Raw genomic sequence first — 24,428 nt, 5'->3', positions numbered from 1 at the left:
CACTTCGTGCAATCGCCTAAAGGTCGTTGAAATCGCTGTGGCGGGGGTCGGGAATGTCGAACAATCTGATGACGGGAAAGCGCGGGCTGATCATGGGCCTGGCCAATGACAAGTCGATCGCGTGGGGCATCGCGCGGGCTTGCGCCGAGGCCGGTGCCGAACTGGCCTTCAGCTACCAGGGCGATGCGCTGAAGAAACGCGTGGCCCCGCTCGCCGCCGAACTCGGATCGGGGATCGTGCTGCCCTGCGACGTGGCCGACATGGCCTCGATCGACCAGCTTTTCACCGATCTCGGCAGCCATTGGGACAACCTCGATTTCGTGGTCCACGCGATCGGATACTCGGACAAGAACGAGCTGCGCGGCCGCTACGTCGATACCAGCCGCGAGAATTTCCTGCGCACCATGGACATCTCGGTCTATTCCTTCACCGCCGTGATGCAGCGCGCCGAGAAGATGATGAACGCGGGCGGCTCGGCGCTGACGCTGACCTATTACGGGGCCGAGCAGGTGATGCCGCATTACAACGTCATGGGCATCGCCAAGGCCGCGCTCGAGGCGTCGGTGAAATACATGGCCGAGGATCTCGGGCGCGACAACATCCGCGTCAACGCGATCAGCGCCGGCCCGATCCGCACGCTGGCGGCCAGCGGCATCGGCGATTTCCGCTACATCCTGAAATGGAACGAGCTGAACTCGCCGCTGCGCCGCAACGTGACCATCGACGATGTCGGGCGCTCGGCGCTCTACCTGCTGTCGGATCTGGGCAGCGGCGTCACCGGCGAGAACCTGCATGTCGATGCGGGGTATCACATCGTCGGGATGAAGGCTGTCGATGCCCCCGATATCGACGCCACCTGAAGATACCGCGATGACCCCCGACCGCCTGCCGCACGAAAAGGGCTTTCACGTCAGCTGGGACCAGCTGCACCGCGACGCCCGCGCGCTGGCCTGGCGGCTTCAGGGCGAGGCGCCCGACACCGGTTGGCGGGCGCTGGTGGCAATCACCCGCGGCGGCATGGCCCCGGCGATGATTGTCGCGCGAGAGCTCGACATCCGCATGGTCGACACGATCAGCGTCAAGTCCTACGACCACCAGACCCAAGGGGTTGCCCGGATCATCAAGTCGCCCGATGCGGGCGTCGTTGGTGACGGCGCGGGCGTGCTGATCGTCGACGACCTCGTGGATACCGGGCGCACGCTCGACGTGGTGCGCGCGGCCCTGCCGCGCGCGCATATCGCCACCGTCTACGCCAAACCGTTGGGCCGCGACCGGGTCGACACCTTCGTCACGGAAGTCAGCCAGGACACGTGGATCTTCTTTCCATGGGACATGGCCCTGCAATATGTAGAACCCTATCGCGGCGCCTGATCCGCGCGCGCCGCGGCCCTATTGCCCCGCCCCGGGCAACCGCGTAGACCCGATCTGACGGACGTTCCCAACCGACGCACAGGAGGCTGCAACCGTGGGCACAGGCATATCGAAAGGCGCGATGTGGGTTCTGATGGTCCTGCTCATCATCGGTCTGGCCGGCTTCGGGGCGACCAATCTCGGCGGTCGGGTGACCAGCATCGGGTCGGTGGGCGACGCGCAGATCGAGGCCAACACCTATGCCCGCGCGCTGCGCAACGAGATCCAGGCGCTCGAGGCGCAACGCGGCGAAAGCGTGACCTTCTCCGAGGCTCGCGCCGAGGGCCTCGACCGGCAGGTGCTGTCGCGGCTGGTATCGCGCGCGGCGCTGGAGCACGAGACCGCCCGCCTGGGCATTTCCGTGGGCGACGAGACGCTGCGAGACGAGATCCTGTCGATGGACGCCTTCAGCGGCCTCGACGGCAGCTTCGACCGCGAGGCCTATGCCTTCGCGCTGGAACGCGCCGGGCTGAACGAGGCCGAGTTCGAGGCGGACATGCGCGCCGAGACCGCCTCGACGCTGCTGCAGGCGGCGACGTGGTCGGGCATCCGCGTGCCGCCGGTCTATGTCGACACGATCATGCGCTATCTCGGCGAACGCCGCGACGTCACCTACACCACGCTCGACCGCAGCGACCTTGAGACCGGGCTGCCGGTCCCGTCCGAGGGCGATCTGCGCGCCTTTCACGAAGAAAACAGCGCCCAGTTCACCACGCCCGAAACCAAGTCGATCACCTATGCCTGGGTCACGCCCGAAATGCTGCTCGACACCATCGAGGTGGACGAGGACATGCTGCGCCGCGCCTACGAGGAACGCACGCAGGAATTCAACCAGCCCGAACGCCGCCTCGTCGAACGCCTCGTCTTTTCCGACGAGGAGGCGGCAGAGGAGGCCAAGGCCCGCGTCGACGACGGCATCGCGTTCGAGACGCTGGTCGAGGATCGCGGGCTGGATCTCGCCGATGTCGATCTCGGCGATGTCTCGGCGCAGGATCTTGGCGCGGCCTCGGACGCGGTCTTTTCCGCCGAGCCGGGCAGCGTGGTCGGCCCCGTCGACACCGATCTCGGCCCGGCGCTCTTTCGCGTCAACGCGGTGCTCGACGCGCAGGTCACCCCGTTCGAGGATGCAAGGCCGCAACTGCGCGACACCCTCGCGCTCGACCGCGCGCGCCGCCGGATCGAGACCATGAGCGAAGAGGTCGACAACCTGCTCGCCGGTGGCGCCACGCTCGAGGACGTCGCGCGCGAGACCGATCTCGACCTCGGAGAGATCGACTGGCATCCCGGCATGACCGAGGGCATCGCCGGTTATACCGATTTCCGCGAGGCAGCACGGGCCGTCACCGCCGACGACTACCCCCAGGTCGAACGCATGCAGGAGGGCGGCATCTTCGCGCTGCGCCTCGACGGCACGCACGACCCGCGCCTGCAACCGCTTGACGCGGTCCGCGACGCGGTGATCGCGGGCTGGCGCGAAGAGGCCACCGTCGACGCCCTGCGCGACCAGCTCGCCCCGCAGCTCGACGATCTGCGCGGTGGCGACAGCTTCGCCGATCTCGGGCTCGAAGCCACCGAGGTGATCGACCTGACCCGCCGCGGTTACCGCGACGACGTGCCCGAGGGCTTCGTCGACACGGTCTTCGACATGGACGAGGGCGCGGTAGAGACGCTGACCGGCGCGGGCCGCGTCACCGTCATGCGCCTCGACGCGATCAAGCCGCCGGCCAGCGACAATCCCGACCTCGCCCGCCTGCGCAGCACCCTGCGCGATCAGGCCGCCAACAGCTTGGGTCAGGACATGTTCCAGATTCTTGCCAACGATATCCGCGACCGCGCCGGGGTCACCATCGATCAGGCCGCGATCAACGCCGTGCACGCCAATTTCAACTGAGGGACCGCCGCCCGTGGAACTGACCCCGTCCTATGACGCCTTCGCGCGGGCCTTTGACGCCGGCGAGAACCAGGTCGTGCATGCAAGGCTCGCCGCCGATCTCGACACGCCGGTCTCCTTGATGCTGAAACTGACAGGCGGCGCGCGCGACGGCTTCCTGCTGGAATCGGTCACGGGCGGCGAGGTGCGCGGGCGCTACTCGATCATCGGGCTGAAACCCGACCTGATCTGGCACTGCAATGGCACCACCAGCCGTCTCAACCGGCAGGCCCGGTTCGACACCGACGCCTTCGCGGACCAGCCCGGCGATCCGCTGACCAATCTGCGCAGCCTCATCGCCGAAAGCCGCATCGCCCTGCCCGAGGATCTGCCGGCGGCCAGCGCCGGGCTTTTCGGCTATCTCGGCTATGACATGATCCGGCTGGTGGAACACCTGCCCGACATGCCGCACGACACGCTCGGCCTGCCCGACGCGGTGCTTCTGCGGCCCTCGGTCGTCGCGGTGCTCGACGGGGTGAAGGGCGAGGTGACGGTGGTCGCGCCCGCCTGGGCCGGCAGCGGCCAGTCGGCCCGCGCCGCCTATGCGCAGGCCGCCGAGCGGGTGATGGACGCGGTCCGCGACCTCGACCGCGCGCTGCCGCAATCAAGCCGCTCCTTGGGCGAGGCGTCCGAGGACGCGGCCCCGGTGTCGAACTTTACCAAGGCCGGCTACATGACGGCGGTCGAGACCGCCAAGGACTACATCAACGCTGGCGACATCTTCCAGGTGGTCCCGTCGCAGCGCTGGAAACAGCCGTTCCGGCAGCCGGCTCTCGCGCTCTACCGATCCTTGCGGCGCACCAACCCGTCGCCCTTCATGTTCTACTTCAACTTCGGCGATTTTCAGGTCGTCGGCGCCTCGCCGGAGATCCTCGTGCGGGTCTTCGGGCGCGAGGTTACCGTGCGCCCGATCGCCGGCACCCGGCCGCGCGGCGCCACCCCCGAAGAGGACCGCGCGCTAGAGGCCGATCTGTTGGGCGACGCCAAGGAACGCGCCGAACACCTGATGCTGCTTGACCTCGGGCGCAACGATGCGGGGCGCGTATCCAAGATCGGCAGCGTGCACCCGACCGAGAAATTCGTGATCGAACGCTACAGCCACGTGATGCATATCGTCTCGAACGTGGTGGGCGAACTGGCCGAGGATCAGGACGCGCTCTCGGCGCTGCTGGCGGGCCTGCCCGCGGGCACCGTGTCTGGCGCGCCCAAGGTCCGCGCCATGCAGATCATCGACGAGCTGGAGCCCGAAAAGCGCGGCGTCTATGGCGGCGGCGTGGGCTATTTCAGCGCCGGCGGCGACATGGATGTCTGCATCGCGCTGCGCACCGCGGTGGTCAAGGACGACACCCTCTACATCCAGGCGGGCGGCGGCGTGGTCCATGACAGCGACCCCGAGGCCGAGTACATGGAAACCGTCCACAAATCCAACGCGATCCGCCGCGCGGCGGCGGACGCGGCCCGGTTCGGCGGCGACGGCAGCCTCTGAGGCCAGCTTGACGCAGATCAATGCGCGCAAGCGGGTTGCGATCTATCTCCCGATCATCATATTCCAATCGTGGAATATATAATGGAAGGGAGTTCCCATGACCCGTATCGCCCCGACGCTTCTAGCTTTTATGCTCGCACTCGCGCCGCTGGCCGGTCAGGCCGCGGCGCTTGATCTCGCACAGCCCGTGGCGGCCGACAGCCTGCCCGACAGCAAGCTGACGGATCCCGGTCTCTACATCACCGCCGCCGAATCGGGGCGTGTCCTGTCAGAAAACGACAATGTCGCCCTGCTCGATGTCCGTTCGCCCTCCGAGACGATGCTGATCGGCTACCCGACACCGACCGCGGCCAATATCCCGTTCAAGATCGTCGATCCCGATCTCGCCTTCAACGCGGAAGAGGGCGTCTACAAGATGCTGGAATACCCGGATTTTTCGGGCGAGGTGACCGCATGGCTGGCCAGTGACGCCGCAAAGGGCATAGATACGCTCGTGGTCATTTGCCGCTCGGGCTCGCGCAGTGCCTCGGCGGTCGACGCTCTGACCAAAGCCGGAGTCGACGCGACGCTCTACAGCATGGTCGACGGCTTCGAGGGCGACAAGAACGACGCGGGCACGCGCGACGTCAATGGCTGGCGCAATGCCGGTCTGCCCTGGACCTACAAGATCCGCGAAGGCCTCTGGCCCGGGCACCACTGAGACTTGCGGCGCGGCTGGGCCTGCGCCATCAAGGGGCATGGCCCGCCTCATCCTCTTCAACAAGCCCTTCGGCGTGCTGTCGCAATTCACCGATCCCGGCAATGCCGACAGCCCCCGCGCGACGCTCTCGGATTACATCGACATGCCCGGCGTCTACCCCGCCGGGCGGCTCGATCGCGACAGCGAGGGGCTGTTGCTGCTGACCGATGACGGGCGCCTGCAGGCGCAGCTGGCGCAGCCGCGCTTCAAGACCGAAAAGACCTATCTGGTGCAGGTCGAACGCGTGCCGGACGCCGCCGCGCTCGACGCGTTGCGCGCCGGCGTCCGGCTGAAGGACGGCCCGACCCGGCCCGCCCGCGTGCGGCGCATCGACGCGCCGGACCTCTGGCCGCGCGATCCGCCCGTGCGAGAGCGCAAATCGGTGGCCGATTGCTGGCTGGAAATCGTGATTTCCGAAGGGCGCAACCGGCAGGTGCGGCGGATGACCTCGCATGTCGGCCATCCCACGCTGCGGCTGGTGCGCTGGCGGGCGGGGGACTGGTCGCTCGACGGGCTGGCCCCCGGCACGTGGCGCGACGCCAAGCTTTAGCCGCCCTGTACTTTAGCCGCCCTGCACCTGCCGCTCGCCTGCGGGACGCGCGCGCGGGCGCGTCGCCGGCAATTGCCTGCAATATCTCTGCTCGCGCAGCCAGTCCTGCATGTCGCGCCGCTTCGATTTGCTGTGCAGCGGCCCCCAATCCGCGGCCACGCCGCGCATCCCCGCCGACACCACGCCGTCGCGCGTCACGGTATGCGCCATGATGCGGATCGCGCAGGACAGGTTGTCGGGCCCGTAGCGCAGCGCCTCGCCGCTCGTGGCGCGGCATTCATAGCCGCGCGCGGTGGCCGGCGCGATCTGCAAAAGGCCGAAATACCGCCCGCCGCCGCCAACGGCCTGCGCGCGGTACGTGCTTTCATGCTTGGCCAGCGCCGACAGGAACCCGACCCAGAAGGCGCGCCGGCCCCGCTGTCCCGCCTGCGTATAGCCCGGGCACCACGCCGCGATGTCGCGTGGCACATCCGTAACCAGCGCCGCACCATGCCCCCGCAGCGCGTCGAGCGCGCTGCGCGTCCAGAGCGCGGCGCGCTCGCGATGCGCCCAGCGCACCGGCGGCAGCCCACCGTCGCGCGGCACCGATTGCACCGGCTCGACACCGTTTCGCGCCGCTTGCGCTTGCCCGTCACGCGCGAGGCCGTGACCGGGCATGCACGCCAGCACGACAAGAACCACCATCCATTTCATCGGGTCAGCTTGCCCAAAGCCCGCGGCTTTGGCAATGCCGTTCGCGCCGGCACGTCCCGGCCCTCTCGGCACGGCTCATCCGGCGCCGCGCAGGACATGGCCGGCGCTGCGGTCGGGATCATGAAGGACGTGACACCCGCGCCCGGCGGCCTTGGCGGTGTAAAGCGCGCGGTCGGCATCCGCCATCATATGCGCGATATCGGGCACCTTGTAGTAACAACTCAGCGTCGCGCCGATACTGGCCGAGATATGGCAGACCTGCCCGTCGCAGGTTATCGGCGCCTCGAGACCCGCGATCAGCCGCGCGGCGGCATTGGCGACCCCAGGGGCCATTTCCGCGCCCGGCAGCACGAAAACGAACTCGTCCCCGCCGACCCGCGCGATCACGTCCCCGGCGCGCACCTGCGCCAGCATGCGCCGCGCCGCTTCCTGCAACACGTGATCGCCCATCGCGTGGCCATGCGCATCGTTGACCTCCTTGAAATGATCCAGATCGAGATGCAGCAGCGCGAATGGCTGTCCGGCCTGCTGCTGCCGTTCCAACAGGTGATCGAGCGCGCGGCGATTCTTCAGCCCCGTCAGCGTGTCGGTCAGGGCCTGCTCATGCGCCGCGATGCGCGCATCTTCCAGCCGCAGGTTCAATTGATGCGATTCGGCCATCGCCGCCGACTTCGCCTCGACGAGGTACAGCATCTCGGTGGTCAGGTCGGTCGGCGCGAAATCGAGTCCGGTCAGCCCGAAATCGCGCACCGCATCGACCACCGAGATCCCGAAGGACAGGTTGACCAGCGCCCCGGGCCCGCCCTGCACCGACAGGGGCACCAGCAAGCCCTTCAGCGCGTGGCGCGATCCGGCGCGCAGCCGCAGGCGCAACCGCCGGCCCGCGAGCGCGCGCAGATCGGCCATGCCGGCAACCATGTTCGGGCGCGCCATCTCGAAGATCTCGAGGAACCGCGCACCGACCGGATCGCGGTCCCGCATCACCTTGCGCAGCGTCGGACCGGCCTGCACGACATGCCCCGTGGGCCCGAGCACGGCGTGCATCGGGGCCAGCGTGTCCAGCACCTCGCGCATCCTGTCGGCGTCCTCCATCATCCCGCCGACCGCCCAGCGCCCAGATCGAACTCCCGCCCGCTGGCGAAACGCGCGTCCAGAAGCTGCACCTCGATCATCTCGTGCGTGGCGGTCGCGCCGCGATGGTCCAGCACCACCAGCGCACCGTAATCGTCCGCCATCGCCCGCAGGATCCCCATCATCACGTGGCCGAATCGCAGCTCGCCGGGCGCGCCTCGTCCCACCTCCAGCCGATAGAGGCCCGCACCATGGCCATGCAGGGTCAGCGACGGCAGGTCGAGTTCGTCCACCGCCAGCCGCGCCCGGTCCGGCAGATCCTCGAGCGCGTGCAGGAAATCGACGAAATCGACACCGCTGAACCGCAACAGGCGGCGGATCGGCTCGACCGCGCGATGCGACACGAGATAGGTCCCGATATCCTCCAGAAGATCATCGCGCGACCGGTCGAGCCGCGTACCCAGCGCCGCCAGCAGCTGTTGCGTGACCTCCGCATCGTAGCGCATCATCGGCTCGAACGTGTCATAGCCGAGACCGAGCCGCCCGATCACGTCCCGCCACAGCGCGTCGCCGTAGCTGTCGCGAGCGAATCGCTCGATCGCGCGGTTGATCAACCCGTGCATGCCCTTCTCTCCCGTTCGACTCGTCCGCAGCATCGCAGCCAAGCCTTAAGAATCGCTGAACCCGATCCCGCCCGGCGCCGCTTGCCTTCGATCCACGGCACCGCTACGATGATGGCATCCGTTGGGGTGCCCCGTGCCGGGGCTGAGAGGCGTTGACGCCAACCCACCGAACCTGATCCGGCTCGCACCGGCGTAGGGAACGGAGACCGCGCACCGCGCGCCTTTCCCCCTTTGCGCCGGCCGGGCCGCCCGATGAAAGGCCGCACCATGCGCCCAGATTCGCCCGCGCTGATGCTTGATGGCACTGCTCGGATCGGCGGGCTGCACATCTTCGGACCATTGCGCCTGACGGTGGCCGCCGGCCGCATAACCTGCCTTCTGGGGCCCTCGGGGGTGGGCAAGACCACCCTGCTCCGGCTTTTGGCCGGTGTCGACGACGTCACCGATTTCACCGGCACGATCTCGGCCTCGGACAGGCGGCCGCTGGCCGGGCGCATGGCGCTGATGGCGCAGGGCGATCTGCTGATGCCGTGGCTCGACGTGCTGGGCAATGTCACGCTGGGTGCACGGCTGCGCGGCGAGCGGCGCGACCGGAGGCGCGCGATGACCATGCTGGGCCGCGTCGGGCTGGACGATCACGCGCACAAGCGTCCGCATGCCCTGTCCGGCGGGCAGAAACAGCGCGTGGCACTTGCCCGCACGCTGATGGAGGACCGACCCGTGATCCTGCTCGACGAGCCGTTCTCGGCGCTCGACGCGCGCACGCGCACCCAGATGCAGGACCTCGCGGCCGAGCATCTGGCGGGGCGCACGGTGCTGATGGTCACGCATGACCCCGCAGAGGCGGCGCGCATGGGTCACGCCATCCAGATCCTGACCGAGGCGGGGCTGGAGGACGTCACCCCGCCCCCCGGCACCGTGCCGCGCCCCGTGGACGATCCCGACACGCTGACCGCGCAAGGCCGGCTGCTCTCGCGCCTGCGCGCCCCCGCATACGAGGAGTAGACGATGCGCCCCACCGATCACCTCAAATCGCTTTGCACAGAGGACTGGCAGGCGGCCACGCGCCACGCCTTCACCGATCAGTTGGCGGCGGGCACCCTGCCAGAGGATCGCATGCTGGCCTATCTCGAGCAGGATCACCTCTTTCTCGACGGCTTCGTGCGGCTTCTGGCCTCGGCCGTCGCGCGCGCGCCGTCGCTGCCCGAGGCGGTCCCCGGCGCGCAATTCCTCGGGCTGATCTGCGGGCCGGAAAACACCTATTTCCTGCGCGCCATCGCGGCGCTTGGCGGCGATCCCGCGCGGCCCGCGCCCGCGCATCCCGTGACGGCAGAGCTTCAGGACATCATGCACCGCGCGACGCGCTCGGACAGTTACGCCCAGATGCTGGCGGTGCTGGTGGTGGCCGAATGGTCCTATCTCGACTGGGCCACGCCGCATGCCGACAAGGCCGACGGCCTGCCCTTCTGGTTCGGGGAATGGATCAGCCTGCACAGCGGCGCGGGCTTCGAGGGTGTGGTGGCGCATCTGCGCGATCAGCTCGACCGCGCGTGGCCCGCGCTGTCGGAGCCCGAGAAGCGCGCCGTCGAGGCCACGTTCATCGAGACCACGCGGCTCGAACACGCGTTTTTCGATGCCGCGCTCGCGGGCTACCCGAATTGATGACGCGGTCCGTTGGCCCTCACCTGAACCGCGCGTTCACCATCCTCGGCTCAACCGCTTTGGCGCTGGCGCTCTGGCAGGCGCTGGTGACGCTGACGGCGCTGCCGCCCTTCATCCTGCCGGGGCCGGCGCGTGTCGCCGAAACCCTCTGGTCCAGCCGCGCGCTGATCCTCGAGCATGCGGGCATCACCATCGCCGAGGTGGTGATCGGACTGGCCCTCGGCGCGATCCTTGGGGGCGTGTCGGCGATCGGGCTGGCGGCCTCGCCAGTGGCGCGCCGGCTGCTGCGCCCGATGATGGTGTTTTCCCAGGCGATCCCGGTCTTCGCGCTGGCGCCATTGCTGACGCTGTGGCTTGGCTACGGCCTCTGGTCGAAGATCGCCATGGCGCTCTTGATCATCTATTTCCCGGTCACCTCGGCCTTCTTCGACGCGCTGATGCGCACGCCACAGCACTGGCTCGATCTGGGGCGGATCATGGGCGCCAACGCGGCGCGGCTGATGTGGCATATCCGCGTGCCCGCCGCACTTCCCGGTTTCGCCACCGGGCTGCGGCTGGCGGCGGTCTATGCCCCCATCGGGGCGATCATCGGCGAATGGGTGGGGGCCTCGAAAGGGCTGGGCTATCTCATGCTTCTGGCCAATGGGCGAGCAAAAATCGATTTGATGTTCGCGGCCCTCATCGTGCTGGCGATCTTCACGCTTTGCCTGCACATGGGCGTCGACCGCGCCTGCCGCCGCTGGCTGGACGGCAAGTCGGCCGGATGAGCGTCTTCCGGGTTGAAGGAACCGTGTCAGACCGTGCCGTTTCGCTCGAACGCCATGAAAAAGATCGCCTCTCGCCCGAAATCGATCCGAATTCGAGGCGTATCCTCTCAGGATGAGCACCCTGCCCCCAACCCGTTTCGCGACCCCTCTGCGCCTCTCGGTCTTTATCGACGCCGACAACATCCCCGCAAGGAAAGCCGGGATCATCCTCGCGCTTGCCAACCGGCACGGTTCGCCCGACCTCGTGCGCGCCTATGGAAATGCCTGCAACCTGCCCGGTTGGGACGACCTGCCGGGAGTCCACCTGATCCATTCCGGCAGCGGCAAGAATGCCGCCGACATGCTGATCTGCCTCGACGCGATGGAGCGGGCGCTGTCGGAACAATGCGAGGCGGTTCTGCTCATCAGTTCCGATCAGGATTTCACCCATCTCGCCACCCGCCTGCGCGGTTACGGCCTCACGGTGATCGGCGCGGGAGAGGCGAAAACGACCGAGCGCTTTCGCGCGGCCTGTTCGACGTTTCACGTGATCGATACGGACGCGCCGCCCGCCGATCCGGCGCATGCGCCGACGCCGCCTGCCCCGCCGATCTCGGACCTCGATCAGACGATCCGCAACGTGATCCGGTCGAACTGCAAGGATTCGACCGGGCTGGAAATCACGGTGCTCTCCAGCCGCATGTTTAAGCTTCACGGGGTCAAGATCAGCGACATGCCGGACAAGACCTGGCGCAAGTATCTCGCCAACCGTCCCGATTTCTTCGCGCTCGACCCCAAGGGTCCGAACGCCAAGGTGCGCTACAGGCCGGCAGCATTCTCCACCACCGCGACATAATGCGCGGATCATCCGAGCTGTCTCGCGTACAAGCCTGACCTTCGATGACAGGCAGGGCGCAATGCACTCACAGAGAGCTGCCGCGACGCAAGACACAGCCCCTCTCAACAGGGATCGAGTTCTCCGAGATCGCGCGCGAACAGCGCAGGGTCGGCACGGGCGGTTATCCGGCTGGACTGCGGAAAGCTCAGCCCGTTCAACCGTGCACGCGCCCCACAGAACTGCGCGCAGGCCTCGTGGGGCGATGCTTCCAGCATGATCGCGCCGCTCTCCTCGCGCAATCGAAGCATGCAGCCCCGGGCCTCCAGCAGCGAGCCGTCCGGCGCGGCCGTCGCCGTGCCTTGCACGCCGCAATGGTGCATCCCTTGCCAGCTCGATATCCGCAGATCTACGGCATTAGTGCCCGCTTGCCGTGCGATCAGGAAGCTGTTCCCGCCATAGGCACAATAAAGCCCCGCCGAATCGGCGAGCGCGGGGGCGGCGGAGATCAGGAAACCGGCCAGAACCGGCAGGACACGTGACTTCATCGAGATTGCCTCCTCAGCAATGGGGCCAACATCGTCCCGACGCCAATCATGGCATGCCTTGGGCGTGTCCTGAATGTCGGGATCGCGTGTCCTGACATAAGCCTGCGCCTGACGCGCACATGCCAGCCGAGCGCCCACCGGGTTCTAGAAATCCGTGGCCGCGCCTCCTTCGGCCTTGCGGCGGGCAACGAAATCGGCCAGTTCGTCGCGGATACTCTCCTCCATCGGCGGCGCCTCGAAATCTGCGAGGATATCCTGGAAGACCTGATGCGCGCGCGCCGGGGTCCAGACTCCGCCGGCGGCCTCCCACGCCTCGTGATTGCGCCAGTCGCTCAGGAACGGCGCATAGAACGCGGTGCTGTAGCGGTCCTGGGTGTGCTGGATGCCGAAGAAATGGCCCTGCCCGTCGCCCTGATCCATCACCGCGCGCACCGCGTCGACGGCGATCTCGTCGGGGCCGGTGGCGGTCAACATGGGGTCCATGTAGCGCTGGATATGCTGCAATATCTCGCAATCCATGACGAATTTCTCAGGGGAGGCGATCAGCCCGCCCTCGAGCCAGCCGGCGGCGTGATAGATCATGCTGGCGCCCGATTGCACCGCCGACCACAGGCTGTTGGAGGTCTCCCACACCGCCTGCCCGTCGGGCACGTTGGCCGCGCACACGCCGCTTGCCCTCAGCGGCAGCCCGTAGAAGCGCGCCATCTGTCCGGTCATCTGCGTGGCGCGCATGTATTCCGGCGTCCCGAAGGCCGGCGCGCCAGAGCGCATGTCGACATTCGAGGTGAACGTCCCGATCGCCACCGGCGCACCGGGCCGGATCACCTGCGCCAGCACCACGGCGCACAGCGCCTCGGCCACGCTTTGCGCCACCGCGCCGGCCATCGTCACCGGCGCCATCGCGCCCGCAAGGGTGAAGGGCGTCACCACCAGACCCTGCCCCCGCCGCGCCATGCGCATCCAGCCATCGAGCATGGGAAAATCATGCTTGAGCGGCGAGGTCGAGTTGATGTTGGTGTACATCCGCGGCGTCGCCTCGAACTCCGCATGGCTCAGGCCCGCAGCGATGCGCACCATCTCCATCACGTCCTCGACGCGGTCGGGCCCAAGGCAATAGGCATGCGCCACCTTGTCGGTCAGCGTCAGCTTGTCGTGCAGCACGTCGAGATGGCGGATGCTCGCATGCACGTCCTGCGGCTCGACCGGATAACCGCCGACGAAATGGATGCAGTTGAAATACTGGCTCAGCTTGAGCAGATCGCGGCACATCGCGCGGGTGCCGGTGACCTTGCGCCCGATCTTCATGTCCCAGTAGCTCGGCGGCGAAGAGACATTTCCGAAATTCAGATGACCGGCACCGATGGTGATCCGATGCGCGGGGTTGCGCGGGGTGATGGTCCAGCTTGCGGGGGCCTTTGCCACCATCTCGAGCACGAAATCACGCCCCATGCGGACCATCGCGCCGTCGATCTCGCAACCGCCGCTGTCGCGCAGGATCGCGACCGCCGCTGGGTTCAGGAACGCCACGCCGATCTCCTCGAGGATGCGCATCGCGCCGTCATGGATTGCGGCGACGCCGTCGGGTCCCAAGGGCTCGGTCGGGCGGTCGGTGTTGACGGGCGGGTTCCACGGCATCTGCGCGATCGCCGCATGGCCGCGCCGCGCGGCCCCCCCGGCGCGCCCGCCGATGCGTTTCCTGCGCTTGAGATCCTCGGCCATGGCGTGCCCTCTCGGTCTGCTACGTCCAGAGAACACCGGGGCCGAGCGTCCAAAATGCCAGTTTGCGACGAAACGCGTCGTTTTTGTCGGCTTCAGAAACGTATGGTTCTTGCCGGAGAGGTACACGACGCGGTTTGACTCACGCGTTTTGGGAGGGGGTATCGGCGGTATTTTTGCGAGTGTCTGCGCCGTGCATCAAGAGGGATTTGCGGCGCCTGCAGGATACGTTCGCGACCAGTTTACCTGACCACGTGGATCAAAACTCATGAGTTTGCCCTCAAAAGTATCCAGTGAGTTCCGCGGAAGCCCGCGCATTTCGGCCGCACTTTCCCACTGGACCGCTGAAGATGCGAGCACGTAACATTGAGCGGCTGTTGCAATAGAGGCGCAGAAATCCATTCCGTCCCGCCCATGAGCGGGAGAGCAAGCATACAGCCAAATCTTTCTTACCCCGCCTCGAAGCCGACTGAACAACGCGGTTTGGTGAGACCGCAGCCCCACCCCAACCTGAAGTGAAGCAGGACTGGCGTGGCAATTGATGACAAGGTTATACATGGGGATGTGTGTTGCCACCCGATTGATGATATAACCGATGGAGTCCGTCGGGTAGACATCTACATTCGCGTCCATATTCAGATACATATTCGATCTGCTATCATTGACGACGACCGCTTTGGATTCTAGGGTAATCATTTGAAAAAACTCCAATTTCTGGATTTCTCAAAGTCACCGAATCAATGGTTAACGCGTACATGATCTCAAATCATAGCACGCGCTCGGAATCACAGGCCAGAAATATCGGTTGTTATCGGCCTTACGGATCAAACTGTTTCAAGTTTGGTCGAAACGCATGCGTCGCGACTCTGTCGCGCCCGCTTATGCCCCTGCGTCGTCCTCGGCGTCGAGCCTTTCTGCTCCAAGGACCAAGGGAACACCGCGCCCGGGACAGGCAAATGCCGGTTTGCGACGCATGTCGTCTTTTTCGTTGGCTCAGAGGCGGGTAAACCGTCGCGGCGCATCGACCTTGCTCACCGCGCGGCGTTTTTCCGCTTCATCATGTCTCCACCGCGCCCGTCGCGCCCTCTGCAAGCCAAGCCTCGGCTGCGGCGGTCTCGGCAAGCTCGAAACTCTTTATCTCTATGCCCGGGAAGAGGGCCCCTTCGACTTCCGCGGCATTTCGGATCCAACTCGCGTCGCTCAGAACCGCGCATCGATCGAACTTCCCCAGCAGTCCGAAAAGCTTTGGCATCCTGGCCAGCTCGACACCGATCGCCCCGAGTGTCGGCATCGCGAACTCGGGTATCTTGTAAAGCATCCGGCCCTTCGTCACGTCGTCCGATTTGGCGATGAGGTCGTCCAGCGCTGTAGACATGGCCTCCGCGTCGACGCGGCCGCTCAACTCTATATCGACACGGTTCTCCGCAGGTTTGGTGATTGTCAGCATGAGCAGATCCTCCTTTCGATACTGACGCAGTGTCGCAGGTGCTGCCCGCTCGGGCATTGATCCGGATCAGTTTGCACCCTTGTGTTCGGCCAAAACGATCAGCGCCGGCACGGGCAACCGTGCCGAAACGTCCCGATCCCTGCCCGCGCGTCTTCGTGATGGGCGCACCCGCGCTCAGACCGCGCGCACCATGCGGCGCCGCCCGGTATGCCACAGGTACAAGGCCAGGCTGCCCACCACGATCACCCCGCCGGCCAGCATCATCGGGGTCGGTCGCTCGCCCACGCCGAGCCAGACCCAGAGCGGGCCGAGGACCGTCTCCAGCAGCAGCAGCAGGCTGACATTCGACGCATGCGTGTAGCGCGAGGCGAGCGACAGCGAGAAGAACGAGACCGGCAGGATCACCAGCCCGGTGATGGCGATCGCCCAGACAGCACCCTGGGCCATCTGCCCGGGCCCGGTGATCGCCACGCCGGTCACCCCAGCCAGCGCCGCGCCCACCCCGATCAGCAGCGCAATGGGCAGGTCCGGCCGCGCCCGCAGGATGACGAAGTTGAGCGCCAGAACCATCGCCACGCCCAGCCCCGCGAGCGCCCCCCACAGCGCGTCAGAACTGAGCGCGAGGTCGCCGCGCCCGCCCAGCACCGCCAGCGCGATGCCGCACAGCACCGCGAGGATGGTGATCCACGTGGATCGCCGCGTCGGCTCGCCGATGATGACCCGCGCGAAAAGCGCGGCGAAGACCGGCACCGTGGCCACCGCAAGCAGCATCACCGTCACCGGCGCATGCGCGATCCCAAGGCTGAACAGCGTCGCGTTGACATATTGGCAGGCGACGATGGTCAGCCCGAACCCGGTGCCGAGGAACGCCAGATCGCGCCCGCGGTTCCTTGCCAGCACCGCCCAGAGCGTGACCAGAACCGCCCCCATCATCAGGCCGCGCCAGCCGACCATCTGGTAGCCGCCCATGCCCGACAGCCGCATGAACAGCGCATCCGGCGTCAGCACCAGCGCGGCAAATGTCGCCAGCCCCAGGCCGAACAGCGGATGCCGCGTCATGCGTCCAGCCAGTCGGGCAGATGCCCGATATCGGGCAGGACGATATCGGCCAGCGGCGCCAGGTCGCCGCGCAAGGCGGTGCCGGTAAGCACGCCAACGCAGCGCATCCCCGCGGCGCGCCCGGCGATCAGGTCATGTGCGCTGTCGCCCACCATGACAACGCGCGCAGGATCCACCGCCACGGCCCGCGCGAAGGCCAGAAGGGGGCCCGGCGCGGGCTTGGCCCCGTGGCCGGAATTGAAGCCTGCGACGAAATCGAAATGCGCCAGAATCCCGGTGCTGTCCAAATGTGCGCGCGCCCCGGATTCCGTGTCGTTGGTCACCACGCCGAGGCGCAGCCCGCGTACCGACAGCCCGTCGAGATAGGGGACCAGCGGCACGGCGGGGGTCAGCGGGGCCTGTGCTGCGCGGTGCATAAGTTGGATCTCGATCTCCTCGACGGCAACCCCCGGCAGGGCGCTGGCGAAACATTCGGCGGCCTCGCGGTTGGTGCCCGCCACGATCGGACTCGACGGCAGGAAGCGCCGCGCGTAGAGATCGTAATGCGCTGCATCGGCCAGCCGCGCCATCAGGCCCGCGTCGCCACCGGCCAGATCGAGGATCACCTCATGCGCCCAGACGCTCCATGTGGCGTGAAAGTCGAACAGTGTGCCGTCCTTGTCGAACAGGACCGCGCCCGTGCGCCTCATGTCCAGTTCACCTGCGCCCCGCCGGGCAGCGCCGCGCGCGCCATCATAGGGATGTCGAAGGCCAGGCCCTGTCCCTCGCAGAACGCCACCACCCACGCGTCGTCCATCATCAGGAAATCCAGCACCGAGCCGAGGAATTCCGGCTCGGCGGCCCGCGCGCGCAGATCGGCCTCGGAAGCCCCTGTCGCGCCAAGGAAAACCGGCAACAGATCGTCATTCGCGGCCAGCCAGCCCAGCGCCTGCAAGGCGATCGTTTCGGCGGAATCTTGCTGCATCTTGACCCTGATCAATTTCGCGAAAGACTTTCTTAACCACTCCCATGGATAGTTAATCAAATGCAAAGGGCAAGTCGGAAAGGCGTCAAGCCCATGTCCGGGAAAATTCTGATCGTAGACGAGCTGGCAACCAACAGGATCGTCCTGAAGGTGAAGCTGTCGGCAACCCCTTACGAGGTGGTACAGGCCGCAAGCGCGGACGACGCGCTGCGCCTTGCCGCCAGCGAGCGGCCCGACCTGATCCTGTCGAGCACCCGCCTGTCGGGCCAGGACGTGGGCAGCTTCATCTCCGCCTTGCGCCGCATCGACGGTGCCGCGGCGACCCCGATCCTGATGCTCCAGACCGGCACCTCGGCCGAGGACCGCGCCGACGCCTTGCGCGCCGGGGTCGACGATATCCTTAGCAGGCCGGTCTCGGAATCCCTGCTGCTGGCGCGGCTACGCAACCTGTTACGACAGCGCCACACCGACCCGGAACTGGCCATCCACCACGCCCCCATCGACAGCCACGGCCCCGGTTTCGCCGATGCGCAGGCCGGCTTCGCACCGCCCGGCCGGATCGCCATCATCGCGGCCAGCCGCGCCGACGCGATCAACATGCGAGGCACACTCGCGGCGCACGGGCCCCACGCCTTCGAGGCGCTGACGATAGAGGACCGCACGCCGCGCCGGCCCGCCGACATCTACATGCTGCGCATCAACCTCAGCCAGGCCGAGGACGGGCTGCGCCTGCTCGCAGATCTCAAGGCGGCGCGCCCGACCCGCGACAGCCCGGTGATCGCGCTGCTCGACGCCGAGGCCAGTCCGCTCGCCGTCACGCTTCTTGACATGGGCGCCGACGACGTCATCACCGGCCCGCCCGACCCGCGCGAGGTCCTGCTGCGCATCGACAACCATCTCGGGCGCAAACGCCGCAACGAAGGTCTGCGCGCGCATCTTCTGTCGGGGCTGCAGGCAGCCTGCCTCGACCCGCTGACCGGGGTCTACAACCGCCGGCACGCGCTGCCCTTCCTGCAGAACCAGCTTGCGCTGGCGCAGGGCACCGGCGGCGATGTCGCGGTGATGCTGGTGGATTTCGATTTCTTCAAACGGATCAATGACACTCACGGCCACGCGGCGGGCGACGCGGTCCTGCGGAGCATCAGCACTTGCCTGCGCAGAAACCTGCGCGAGACCGACATGCTCGCCCGGATCGGCGGCGAGGAATTCCTGGTCGTGCTGCCCGACACGCCGCGCGAGCGCGCGCAGGACGTGGCCCAGCGGCTGTGCGACATGGTCCGCGAGACCGGCGTCACGGTGCCGGGCATCGCCGCGCCGCTGCGCATCACCATCTCGATCGGCGTGACCATCGCCGGGCCCACGCCCGGCACGCCCGCCCCCACCGTCGAAGATCTGCTCGACGAGGCGGACCGCGCGCTTTACCTCGCCAAGGCGCAGGGCCGCAACCAGGCCAGCTTCTGCGCCCGCTCGGCCGCCTGACGCCGCCCCGCCCCCGCCCGCCATCCGGCATTTCCTTTTTCCCCGATCCGACGTATCTCTTGGGCCGGCGCACAGGCAACCGCGAGGGGCAGGCAAGCGATGACAAGGACCATGATCGGGGTGATCGGCGGTTCGGGGCTTTACGAGATAGACGGGCTGGAGGGCGCCGCGTGGGGCGCGGTCGAGACCCCGTGGGGCCCGCCCTCGGACGAGATCCTGACCGGCACCCTCGACAGGGTGCCGATGGCCTTCCTGCCGCGGCACGGGCGCGGCCATGTCCATGCCCCCGCGACGGTGCCCTACCGCGCCAATATCGACGCGCTGAAACGCCTTGGCGTGACCGACGTGATCTCTGTCTCGGCGTGCGGGTCGTTCCGCGAGGATCGCGCGCCGGGCGATTTCGTGCTGGTCGACCAGTTCATCGACCGCACCATCGCGCGCGACAAATCCTTCTTCGGCACCGGCTGCGTCGGCCATGTCAGCGTCGCGCATCCCACCTGCCCGCGCCTCTCGGACGCCTGCGCCACCGCCGCGCGCGCCGCCGGCATCACCGTGCACGAGGGCGGCACGTACCTTGCCATGGAAGGCCCGCAATTCTCGACCCTGGCAGAATCGTTGCTCTACCGCGAGGTCTGGGGCTGCGACGTGATCGGCATGACCGGAATGCCCGAGGCCAAGCTCGCCCGCGAGGCGGAGCTGTGCTATGCCTGCGTCGCGATGATCACCGATTTCGACAGCTGGCACCCGCAGCATGGCGAGGTCGATATCAGCGACATCATCGCCACCCTGACCGCCAATGCCGACAAGGGCCGCGCGCTGGTCCGCGGCCTGCCCGCGCTTCTTGGTCCCGACCGCGAGTCCTGCCCGCATGGCTGCGACCGCGCGCTCGACTTCGCGCTGCTGACCGCACCCGAGAAACGCGATCCCTCCCTCGTGGCAAAGCTCGACGCGGTGGCGGGGCGCGTGCTCGGATAAGCTTGCACCCGCGCACGCCGTGGGCCACACAGTGTCCGTAACCGCCGGAGCCGCGCCATGCCAGACACCAGATCCGTCAAGGATTACATCCGAACCATCGTCGATTTCCCGCGCGAGGGGATCCTCTTTCGCGACGTCACCACGCTTTTCGCCGATCCGCGCGGCTTTCGCATCGCCATCGACCAGATGCTGCACCCCTATGCCGGCCGGCCCATCGACAAGGTCGCAGGGCTAGAGGCGCGGGGATTCATCCTCGGCGGGGCGATCGCGCATCAGCTTTCGGTGGGCTTCGTGCCGATCCGCAAGAAGGGCAAGCTGCCCGGCGCGGTGATCTCCGAGGCGTATCAACTCGAATACGGCGACGCGGTCGTAGAGATCCACCACGACGCCATCGAGGCAGGCGAGCGCGTGCTGCTGGTCGATGACCTTCTGGCAACCGGCGGCACGGCGGCGGCGGGCATCCGGCTGCTCGACCGTCTGGGCGCGCAGACCGTCGGCTGCGCCTTCATCGTCGACCTGCCCGACCTCGGCGGCAATGCAAGGCTGACGGATCTCGGCATGGACGTGCACACCCTCTGCGCCTACGAGGGCGACTGAACGGGGCCGCGGCTAGAGCGTGTTGCGCGCGAAGGCCCCGCCCTTCATGATCGCCCGCAGGCTGGTCTCGGGCTCGATCAGGAAATCGAGGCTGGCCTCGGGATCGCCGTCGATCACCAGCAGATCGGCCATCGCCCCCTCCTCGATCACGCCGACCGCACCGGCATAGGGCGCGCGCTCGCCCGACATCGCCAGGATTTCCGACGCCGCGCCGGTCGCCTGCCGCAGCGCGTCCAGCGGCGCGTGAAACTGCGTCAGCTTGGCCAGTTGCGCGCCGTGACGCGGCAGCCCGGCAGGGTTGAACAGGATGTCGGTGCCGAACCCCGTCAGCACGCCGTGCTTGTCGGCCCATTCATAGGCTCGGCGCGACCCTTCGGCGATCATCTGCTGCTGCAGGCGCTGCGATTCCAGCGGCTTTGGATTGGCGTCCTGGTCGTAAAGGAAGGGTTGCAGGCTCCACGCCACACCCTCGTCGGCCATCATCTGCACCGTGTCCTCATCCACAAGCTGCCCGTGCTCGATGCATTTCACCCCGGCACGGATCGCCCGGCGCACGCCTTCGGTGGAATAGACATGCACGCAGACATAGGTGCCCCAATCGGCGGCCGCCTCCACCGCCACGCGCAGCTCGCGCTCGAAATATTGCGGCGCCTCCAGCGGGTCGTAAAGCGACGACACCCCACCACCCGCCATGAGCTTGAGCTGGCTCGCCCCCTTCATCAACTGCTCGCGGGCACGCGTCAGCACCGCGTCCTCGCCATCGGCGATAGCCGATGCGCCCATCGCCTCGGCATGGCTCAACGGGTTCTGCGAGGTGCGCGGCAATTCGTGGATCATCCGGAAATCGCCATGCCCCGAGGTCTGCGAGATCATCGCGCCGGAGGGAAACACGCGCGGCCCAGCGACCCGGCCCTCGTCGATCGCGCGCTTCAGGGCAAAGGCCGGCCCACCCACGTCGCGCACGGTGGTGAAGCCGCGCTGCAGCGTATCGCCGGCGGCCTGCGCGGCCACGAGGTGCACATAGGCTGGGTCGGCGGTCATCGCCGCCATCTCGCCGATACCGCACAGGGTGGAATGCCAATGCGCGTCGATCAGCCCGGGGGTGACCGCGCGCCCGCCGCAATCGACGCGTTGCGACTCCTCGGGGCCCGTGCCGCGCGCCGGCAGGGCGGTGATGCGATCACCCGTAACCAGGATATCGACATCCTCGCGCAGCACCGACGCGCGTCCGTCGAAGAGCCGCAGGTTGGTCAGCAGGACCGGTTTTGCACCACTGCCGCCTTGCGCGCGGGCGCTGTCGGGGGCCATGTTGAATCCGGCGAACATCGCGGTGACGGCGGCGGCCCCGCCCAGCATCTCGCGCCGGCTCAGATCGGCCTCGATCCGCGCATAGGCGCGCAGCGTCTCCGGCGCGCCGCATTTGCAAGCATCCATAGCGTGTGAATGTTCCGCGCCCGAAACCCCTGATTCATTTTCGCAAATAATGCACATATTGTTTCCTCGAATCAGCAAAACTTTTTAAAGATTAGCAACAGTTCACGCGGGAATATACACAGGACCCGATCATGAAAGTTTCGGTCTCGGCCATTCTGGCTATCTCGGTGGTGGGCGCCGCAGCGCTCGGGCCCAGCCAGCCCCGCGCGCAAGGATTGCAGGGCTGGCAGTTCGAGGTCAGCCCTTATGTCTGGGCGGCCGGCGTCGACGGCACGATCAGGCCGTTGCGCCGCGGTCCCAGCTTCGAAAGCTCGCTGTCCTTCGGCGACATACTCGACAATCTTGATGCAGGCCTCTTCGTCACCGGCTCGGCCCGGCGCGACCGGTTCATCCTGATGGGTGATCTCTACTACATCTCGCTGTCGGACACGGTGCGCCGCACAGTGCTGGGGCAACGCGCCAGCCTCCGGGGCGAGGCCGAGATCCTGCAGGGCACCCTCGCCGCCGGCTGGCGTGCGGTGGATCGCCCCACGGCCTCGCTCGATCTTCTGGCGGGCATCCGCGCCGGGGAGAACGACATCGGTATCCGGGCGAAGGTCAACGACACCACCATCCTGCGCGGCGATGACGACATTACCTATTCCGCGCCGATCCTCGCGCTGCGCGGCCGCGTTGCGCTCAGCGACCGTGTCTCGTTGACCGGCTACGGCGATCTCGGCGGTGGGACGTCAAGCGTCGACAGCACCTGGCAGCTCTCGGCAACGCTCGATTACCACATCTCCGATAGCGTGGCGATCTCGGCCGGCTACCGCCACGAGAAGCTCGACATCACCAATGGCAGCGCCCGCTCGAACACCGACACCAGCGGCTTTCTCCTCGGCACCCGCCTGAGCTTCTGACGCGCGCAGGCGGCGGGCAGCGATGCGGCGATCCGACGCTCGCGCTAGGCGCATCATGTCCGCCAAACCCGCAAAAACCCCGAGGCTTTGCGCAGGCGAAAGCTAAATCGCCGCACCGGGGAAAGGGGGGCGGCCCGGCGATCGCGCCGCGCCTTCGGTGCGTTTCGCGCGGTCCAGATAGGTTTTTGGGTCACCCGTCCGACTTCCTTGAACTAATTCATCCTGAACAACGATCTCTGGTGGCGATTTTTAGTTTCTTATGGGGCCCGACACTCAGCGTAATCAGCCAGATGAACTGGCACTAAGAAACCCTCAGGTGGACGCGGCAGGTCCAGGACCCAGGTCAAGGGCGGCGCCCCGTTGGGGCCGGCGAGCGTGAGGGGCAAGCGCGCTCGTTCCTCCGCGGATGCCGCGAGCTGCGCCTCCACGACGCCGTCGGTGTCAGGCCACTGCGGCTTGTCCGATGCAACACGAAAGACCCATCCCTGCGGCACGCCATCGAAGCGGATCCGCCTGTGCGGATCGTCCCCGCGTGTCACCTCCCGCACCGAGAACAGGGCGGGCACCATGTTCACAGTGACGCGTGCTCCGACCCCGGCGCCCTCGCGGACAGCAAAGATGACGCGGCCCATCGTCGTCTCCGAGGGTGATCCGGCATGCCATACGTGGCTGCCCGGAACCTGGTGACGTAATCCCTCTCCGGCCAGTTGCCGGAAGCCGCGTCCGGGATGCCGGTGCAGGATCGCCGGCACGCCGCGACGCACTTGCGTGCCACGCTTGTCGAGAACGCGATACTCTAGGGACCCGCTTGCGTGGATCTCCTCGCGGGCATCTTCCTCAGCCCCGGTCTCGATCCGCGCATTGCCGCCCGCGACCAGAACGCGTCCCCGGCCCGACAGCCGCCAGATCGCCCCGCCCGGGACCGAACCATCAGGTTCAGCAACAAGAGTTTCAGTGCAGGTGGGCGTCTTGCCCTCTTCGACCAAGACCCAGATATGCGGGTCGCGCGTCCGCAAGGCGGCGTTTCCCGCATAGGCCAGCGCCTCGACCGTGGCCTCCCCCGTGTCCGCCAGCCGCCAGAAGGTCGGCTCGGCACCGATCTCGACCGCCTCGCCGCCGGCGAGCCGCACCCGGCCGAGGAACGCGCCATCGGCCATGGCCATCAGGTCCGCCCCGGTATCCAGCGGAAAGCGGAAGCGCGCCGTGCGGCGCCCGCTGATCCGGCGGCTCTCCCACGGTCGATCAGGCTCTTGGCGGTCGAGCGCGAAGAGCAGGTCCGGCACCGCTGATGCCAGCAGGCCGACCGGCGACAGCCGCAGCCGGCGGCGCTCCGGCTCCACGTCCCGGACCAGTTGCGGCGCGATTTCCGCGGTCTCCTCGACTTCGATCCAAGGCGTCCAGACGTCGCCATCGCCGCGACGCAGCACGCGCGTCAGCGGATCCGTGACCAACCCGTGCCGGGCAGAGACAAGTATCCGTCATGCGCAAGGGGTTTTATCGACCCCGATGCGGTCAGCTTTGACCAGCGCGTTGGCGGTCTCCAAGAGCTTGCGCATTATGGCGAC

The 24,428-nt window shown here is 67.2% G+C and carries 25 protein-coding genes and 1 riboswitch; of the genes, 14 read left to right on the top strand and 11 right to left on the bottom strand.

The annotated features are described in order from the left end of the window. Positions 1 to 53: 53 nt before the first annotated feature. From fabI to V8324_RS13140, 6 genes are all read left to right on the top strand, one after another. On the top strand, positions 54 to 860 hold the full coding sequence (gene fabI / locus V8324_RS13165; RefSeq protein ID WP_336420392.1) for an enoyl-ACP reductase FabI: 807 nt from the start codon (positions 54 to 56) through the stop codon (positions 858 to 860). Positions 861 to 870: 10 nt separating this feature from the next. Next, positions 871 to 1,371, top strand: coding sequence for a xanthine phosphoribosyltransferase (gene gpt, locus V8324_RS13160; RefSeq protein WP_336420391.1), 501 nt, complete (start codon positions 871 to 873; stop codon positions 1,369 to 1,371). Between the two features lie 94 nt (positions 1,372 to 1,465). Next, positions 1,466 to 3,301, top strand: coding sequence for a peptidylprolyl isomerase (locus V8324_RS13155; RefSeq protein ID WP_336420390.1), 1,836 nt, complete (start codon positions 1,466 to 1,468; stop codon positions 3,299 to 3,301). A gap of 13 nt (positions 3,302 to 3,314) precedes the next feature. Then, positions 3,315 to 4,826 (top strand): anthranilate synthase component I, encoded by a 1,512-nt coding sequence (gene trpE / locus V8324_RS13150; RefSeq protein ID WP_336420389.1) that lies wholly within the window; start codon positions 3,315 to 3,317, stop codon positions 4,824 to 4,826. Between the two features lie 97 nt (positions 4,827 to 4,923). Continuing rightward, entirely contained in the window at positions 4,924 to 5,526 is a 603-nt protein-coding gene (locus tag V8324_RS13145; protein ID WP_336420388.1) for a rhodanese-like domain-containing protein, read from the top strand. 37 nt (positions 5,527 to 5,563) lie between these two features. After that, positions 5,564 to 6,115, top strand: a complete 552-nt coding sequence (locus V8324_RS13140; RefSeq protein WP_336420387.1) for a pseudouridine synthase — start codon at positions 5,564 to 5,566, stop codon at positions 6,113 to 6,115. Positions 6,116 to 6,127: 12 nt separating this feature from the next. Here the strand turns inward: V8324_RS13140 and V8324_RS13135 are convergent, their stop codons facing one another. The 3 genes from V8324_RS13135 to V8324_RS13125 all read right to left on the bottom strand — a co-directional run bounded on the left by V8324_RS13135 (position 6,128) and on the right by V8324_RS13125 (position 8,502). Continuing rightward, on the bottom strand, positions 6,128 to 6,808 hold the full coding sequence (locus V8324_RS13135; RefSeq protein ID WP_336420386.1) for a transglycosylase SLT domain-containing protein: 681 nt from the start codon (positions 6,806 to 6,808) through the stop codon (positions 6,128 to 6,130). 75 nt (positions 6,809 to 6,883) lie between these two features. Next, complete coding sequence (locus V8324_RS13130; protein ID WP_336420385.1) at positions 6,884 to 7,903, bottom strand: diguanylate cyclase domain-containing protein; 1,020 nt, start codon at positions 7,901 to 7,903, stop codon at positions 6,884 to 6,886. Continuing rightward, the gene (locus V8324_RS13125) at positions 7,900 to 8,502 is read right to left on the bottom strand and encodes a heme NO-binding domain-containing protein (protein ID WP_336420384.1); all 603 of its coding nucleotides are present in this window, start codon (positions 8,500 to 8,502) and stop codon (positions 7,900 to 7,902) included. Before V8324_RS13125 ends, V8324_RS13130 begins: the two co-directional genes overlap by 4 nt. A 112-nt stretch (positions 8,503 to 8,614) precedes the next feature. Beyond that, positions 8,615 to 8,718, top strand: a riboswitch (TPP riboswitch). 51 nt (positions 8,719 to 8,769) lie between these two features. On the opposite strand from V8324_RS13125, the gene V8324_RS13120 reads away from it, so the two are divergent. The 4 genes from V8324_RS13120 to V8324_RS13105 all read left to right on the top strand — a co-directional run bounded on the left by V8324_RS13120 (position 8,770) and on the right by V8324_RS13105 (position 11,766). Next, complete coding sequence (locus V8324_RS13120) at positions 8,770 to 9,507, top strand: ABC transporter ATP-binding protein (protein ID WP_336420383.1); 738 nt, start codon at positions 8,770 to 8,772, stop codon at positions 9,505 to 9,507. A 3-nt stretch (positions 9,508 to 9,510) separates the two neighbouring features. Beyond that, the gene (locus V8324_RS13115) at positions 9,511 to 10,164 is read left to right on the top strand and encodes a TenA family protein (RefSeq protein ID WP_336420382.1); all 654 of its coding nucleotides are present in this window, start codon (positions 9,511 to 9,513) and stop codon (positions 10,162 to 10,164) included. Beyond that, on the top strand, positions 10,164 to 10,931 hold the full coding sequence (locus tag V8324_RS13110) for an ABC transporter permease (RefSeq protein WP_336420381.1): 768 nt from the start codon (positions 10,164 to 10,166) through the stop codon (positions 10,929 to 10,931). The genes V8324_RS13115 and V8324_RS13110 overlap by 1 nt, the downstream gene beginning before the upstream one ends. A gap of 112 nt (positions 10,932 to 11,043) precedes the next feature. Then, complete coding sequence (locus V8324_RS13105; protein ID WP_336420380.1) at positions 11,044 to 11,766, top strand: NYN domain-containing protein; 723 nt, start codon at positions 11,044 to 11,046, stop codon at positions 11,764 to 11,766. Positions 11,767 to 11,870: 104 nt separating this feature from the next. Here V8324_RS13105 and V8324_RS13100 read toward each other — a convergent pair whose 3' ends face one another. The 6 genes from V8324_RS13100 to V8324_RS13075 all read right to left on the bottom strand — a co-directional run bounded on the left by V8324_RS13100 (position 11,871) and on the right by V8324_RS13075 (position 17,479). Next, a complete protein-coding gene (locus tag V8324_RS13100) occupies positions 11,871 to 12,293 on the bottom strand; it encodes a hypothetical protein (protein ID WP_336420379.1) in 423 nt (140 codons plus the stop codon). Between the two features lie 144 nt (positions 12,294 to 12,437). Further along, positions 12,438 to 14,012 (bottom strand): trimethylamine methyltransferase family protein, encoded by a 1,575-nt coding sequence (locus V8324_RS13095; protein ID WP_336420378.1) that lies wholly within the window; start codon positions 14,010 to 14,012, stop codon positions 12,438 to 12,440. A 1,054-nt stretch (positions 14,013 to 15,066) separates the two neighbouring features. Next, positions 15,067 to 15,456: an STAS/SEC14 domain-containing protein gene (locus V8324_RS13090; protein ID WP_336420377.1), complete on the bottom strand. Its 390-nt coding sequence runs from the start codon at positions 15,454 to 15,456 to the stop codon at positions 15,067 to 15,069. 174 nt (positions 15,457 to 15,630) lie between these two features. After that, on the bottom strand, positions 15,631 to 16,515 hold the full coding sequence (locus tag V8324_RS13085) for a DMT family transporter (RefSeq protein ID WP_336420376.1): 885 nt from the start codon (positions 16,513 to 16,515) through the stop codon (positions 15,631 to 15,633). Beyond that, a complete protein-coding gene (locus tag V8324_RS13080) occupies positions 16,512 to 17,204 on the bottom strand; it encodes an HAD family hydrolase (protein WP_336420375.1) in 693 nt (230 codons plus the stop codon). Before V8324_RS13080 ends, V8324_RS13085 begins: the two co-directional genes overlap by 4 nt. Continuing rightward, a complete protein-coding gene (locus tag V8324_RS13075) occupies positions 17,201 to 17,479 on the bottom strand; it encodes a DUF3572 domain-containing protein (RefSeq protein ID WP_336420374.1) in 279 nt (92 codons plus the stop codon). The genes V8324_RS13080 and V8324_RS13075 overlap by 4 nt, the downstream gene beginning before the upstream one ends. A gap of 93 nt (positions 17,480 to 17,572) precedes the next feature. Between V8324_RS13075 and V8324_RS13070 the strand changes: the two genes are divergently transcribed. The 3 genes from V8324_RS13070 (at position 17,573) to V8324_RS13060 (ending at position 20,530) form a co-directional block, all read left to right on the top strand. Beyond that, positions 17,573 to 18,958 (top strand): diguanylate cyclase, encoded by a 1,386-nt coding sequence (locus V8324_RS13070; protein WP_336420373.1) that lies wholly within the window; start codon positions 17,573 to 17,575, stop codon positions 18,956 to 18,958. 99 nt (positions 18,959 to 19,057) lie between these two features. Beyond that, positions 19,058 to 19,933, top strand: coding sequence for an S-methyl-5'-thioadenosine phosphorylase (locus tag V8324_RS13065; RefSeq protein WP_336420372.1), 876 nt, complete (start codon positions 19,058 to 19,060; stop codon positions 19,931 to 19,933). A gap of 57 nt (positions 19,934 to 19,990) precedes the next feature. Continuing rightward, the gene (locus V8324_RS13060) at positions 19,991 to 20,530 is read left to right on the top strand and encodes an adenine phosphoribosyltransferase (RefSeq protein WP_336420371.1); all 540 of its coding nucleotides are present in this window, start codon (positions 19,991 to 19,993) and stop codon (positions 20,528 to 20,530) included. Positions 20,531 to 20,542: 12 nt separating this feature from the next. Here the strand turns inward: V8324_RS13060 and V8324_RS13055 are convergent, their stop codons facing one another. Further along, positions 20,543 to 21,964: a metal-dependent hydrolase family protein gene (locus V8324_RS13055; RefSeq protein WP_336420370.1), complete on the bottom strand. Its 1,422-nt coding sequence runs from the start codon at positions 21,962 to 21,964 to the stop codon at positions 20,543 to 20,545. A 131-nt stretch (positions 21,965 to 22,095) separates the two neighbouring features. On the opposite strand from V8324_RS13055, the gene V8324_RS13050 reads away from it, so the two are divergent. Continuing rightward, positions 22,096 to 22,863: a hypothetical protein gene (locus tag V8324_RS13050; protein WP_336420369.1), complete on the top strand. Its 768-nt coding sequence runs from the start codon at positions 22,096 to 22,098 to the stop codon at positions 22,861 to 22,863. Between the two features lie 257 nt (positions 22,864 to 23,120). Here the strand turns inward: V8324_RS13050 and V8324_RS13045 are convergent, their stop codons facing one another. Further along, the gene (locus tag V8324_RS13045; protein ID WP_336420368.1) at positions 23,121 to 24,290 is read right to left on the bottom strand and encodes a hypothetical protein; all 1,170 of its coding nucleotides are present in this window, start codon (positions 24,288 to 24,290) and stop codon (positions 23,121 to 23,123) included. Positions 24,291 to 24,428: the final 138 nt, after the last annotated feature.

Origin of the sequence: Roseovarius sp. D22-M7, assembly GCF_037083785.1 — a bacterium.
In the GTDB taxonomy this organism is placed as follows: domain Bacteria; phylum Pseudomonadota; class Alphaproteobacteria; order Rhodobacterales; family Rhodobacteraceae; genus Roseovarius.
The sequence above is the reverse complement of the archived record's forward strand: the minus strand, read 5'-3'. Positions and strand labels throughout refer to the sequence as shown.

Bases quoted from the DNA above. Each gene is read 5' to 3' on its own strand.
- fabI (WP_336420392.1), top strand. From the start codon at position 54: ATGTCGAACAATCTGATGACGGGAAAGCGCGGGCTGATCATGGGCCTG.
- gpt (WP_336420391.1), top strand. From the start codon at position 871: ATGACCCCCGACCGCCTGCCGCACGAAAAGGGCTTTCACGTCAGCTGG.
- V8324_RS13145 (WP_336420388.1), top strand. From the start codon at position 4,924: ATGACCCGTATCGCCCCGACGCTTCTAGCTTTTATGCTCGCACTCGCG.
- V8324_RS13140 (WP_336420387.1), top strand. From the start codon at position 5,564: ATGGCCCGCCTCATCCTCTTCAACAAGCCCTTCGGCGTGCTGTCGCAA.
- V8324_RS13135 (WP_336420386.1), bottom strand. From the start codon at position 6,808: ATGAAATGGATGGTGGTTCTTGTCGTGCTGGCGTGCATGCCCGGTCAC.
- V8324_RS13130 (WP_336420385.1), bottom strand. From the start codon at position 7,903: ATGATGGAGGACGCCGACAGGATGCGCGAGGTGCTGGACACGCTGGCC.
- V8324_RS13125 (WP_336420384.1), bottom strand. From the start codon at position 8,502: ATGCACGGGTTGATCAACCGCGCGATCGAGCGATTCGCTCGCGACAGC.
- V8324_RS13120 (WP_336420383.1), top strand. From the start codon at position 8,770: ATGCGCCCAGATTCGCCCGCGCTGATGCTTGATGGCACTGCTCGGATC.
- V8324_RS13115 (WP_336420382.1), top strand. From the start codon at position 9,511: ATGCGCCCCACCGATCACCTCAAATCGCTTTGCACAGAGGACTGGCAG.
- V8324_RS13110 (WP_336420381.1), top strand. From the start codon at position 10,164: ATGACGCGGTCCGTTGGCCCTCACCTGAACCGCGCGTTCACCATCCTC.
- V8324_RS13105 (WP_336420380.1), top strand. From the start codon at position 11,044: ATGAGCACCCTGCCCCCAACCCGTTTCGCGACCCCTCTGCGCCTCTCG.
- V8324_RS13100 (WP_336420379.1), bottom strand. From the start codon at position 12,293: ATGAAGTCACGTGTCCTGCCGGTTCTGGCCGGTTTCCTGATCTCCGCC.
- V8324_RS13095 (WP_336420378.1), bottom strand. From the start codon at position 14,012: ATGGCCGAGGATCTCAAGCGCAGGAAACGCATCGGCGGGCGCGCCGGG.
- V8324_RS13090 (WP_336420377.1), bottom strand. From the start codon at position 15,456: ATGCTGACAATCACCAAACCTGCGGAGAACCGTGTCGATATAGAGTTG.
- V8324_RS13085 (WP_336420376.1), bottom strand. From the start codon at position 16,515: ATGACGCGGCATCCGCTGTTCGGCCTGGGGCTGGCGACATTTGCCGCG.
- V8324_RS13080 (WP_336420375.1), bottom strand. From the start codon at position 17,204: ATGAGGCGCACGGGCGCGGTCCTGTTCGACAAGGACGGCACACTGTTC.
- V8324_RS13075 (WP_336420374.1), bottom strand. From the start codon at position 17,479: ATGCAGCAAGATTCCGCCGAAACGATCGCCTTGCAGGCGCTGGGCTGG.
- V8324_RS13070 (WP_336420373.1), top strand. From the start codon at position 17,573: ATGTCCGGGAAAATTCTGATCGTAGACGAGCTGGCAACCAACAGGATC.
- V8324_RS13065 (WP_336420372.1), top strand. From the start codon at position 19,058: ATGACAAGGACCATGATCGGGGTGATCGGCGGTTCGGGGCTTTACGAG.
- V8324_RS13060 (WP_336420371.1), top strand. From the start codon at position 19,991: ATGCCAGACACCAGATCCGTCAAGGATTACATCCGAACCATCGTCGAT.
- V8324_RS13055 (WP_336420370.1), bottom strand. From the start codon at position 21,964: ATGGATGCTTGCAAATGCGGCGCGCCGGAGACGCTGCGCGCCTATGCG.
- V8324_RS13050 (WP_336420369.1), top strand. From the start codon at position 22,096: ATGAAAGTTTCGGTCTCGGCCATTCTGGCTATCTCGGTGGTGGGCGCC.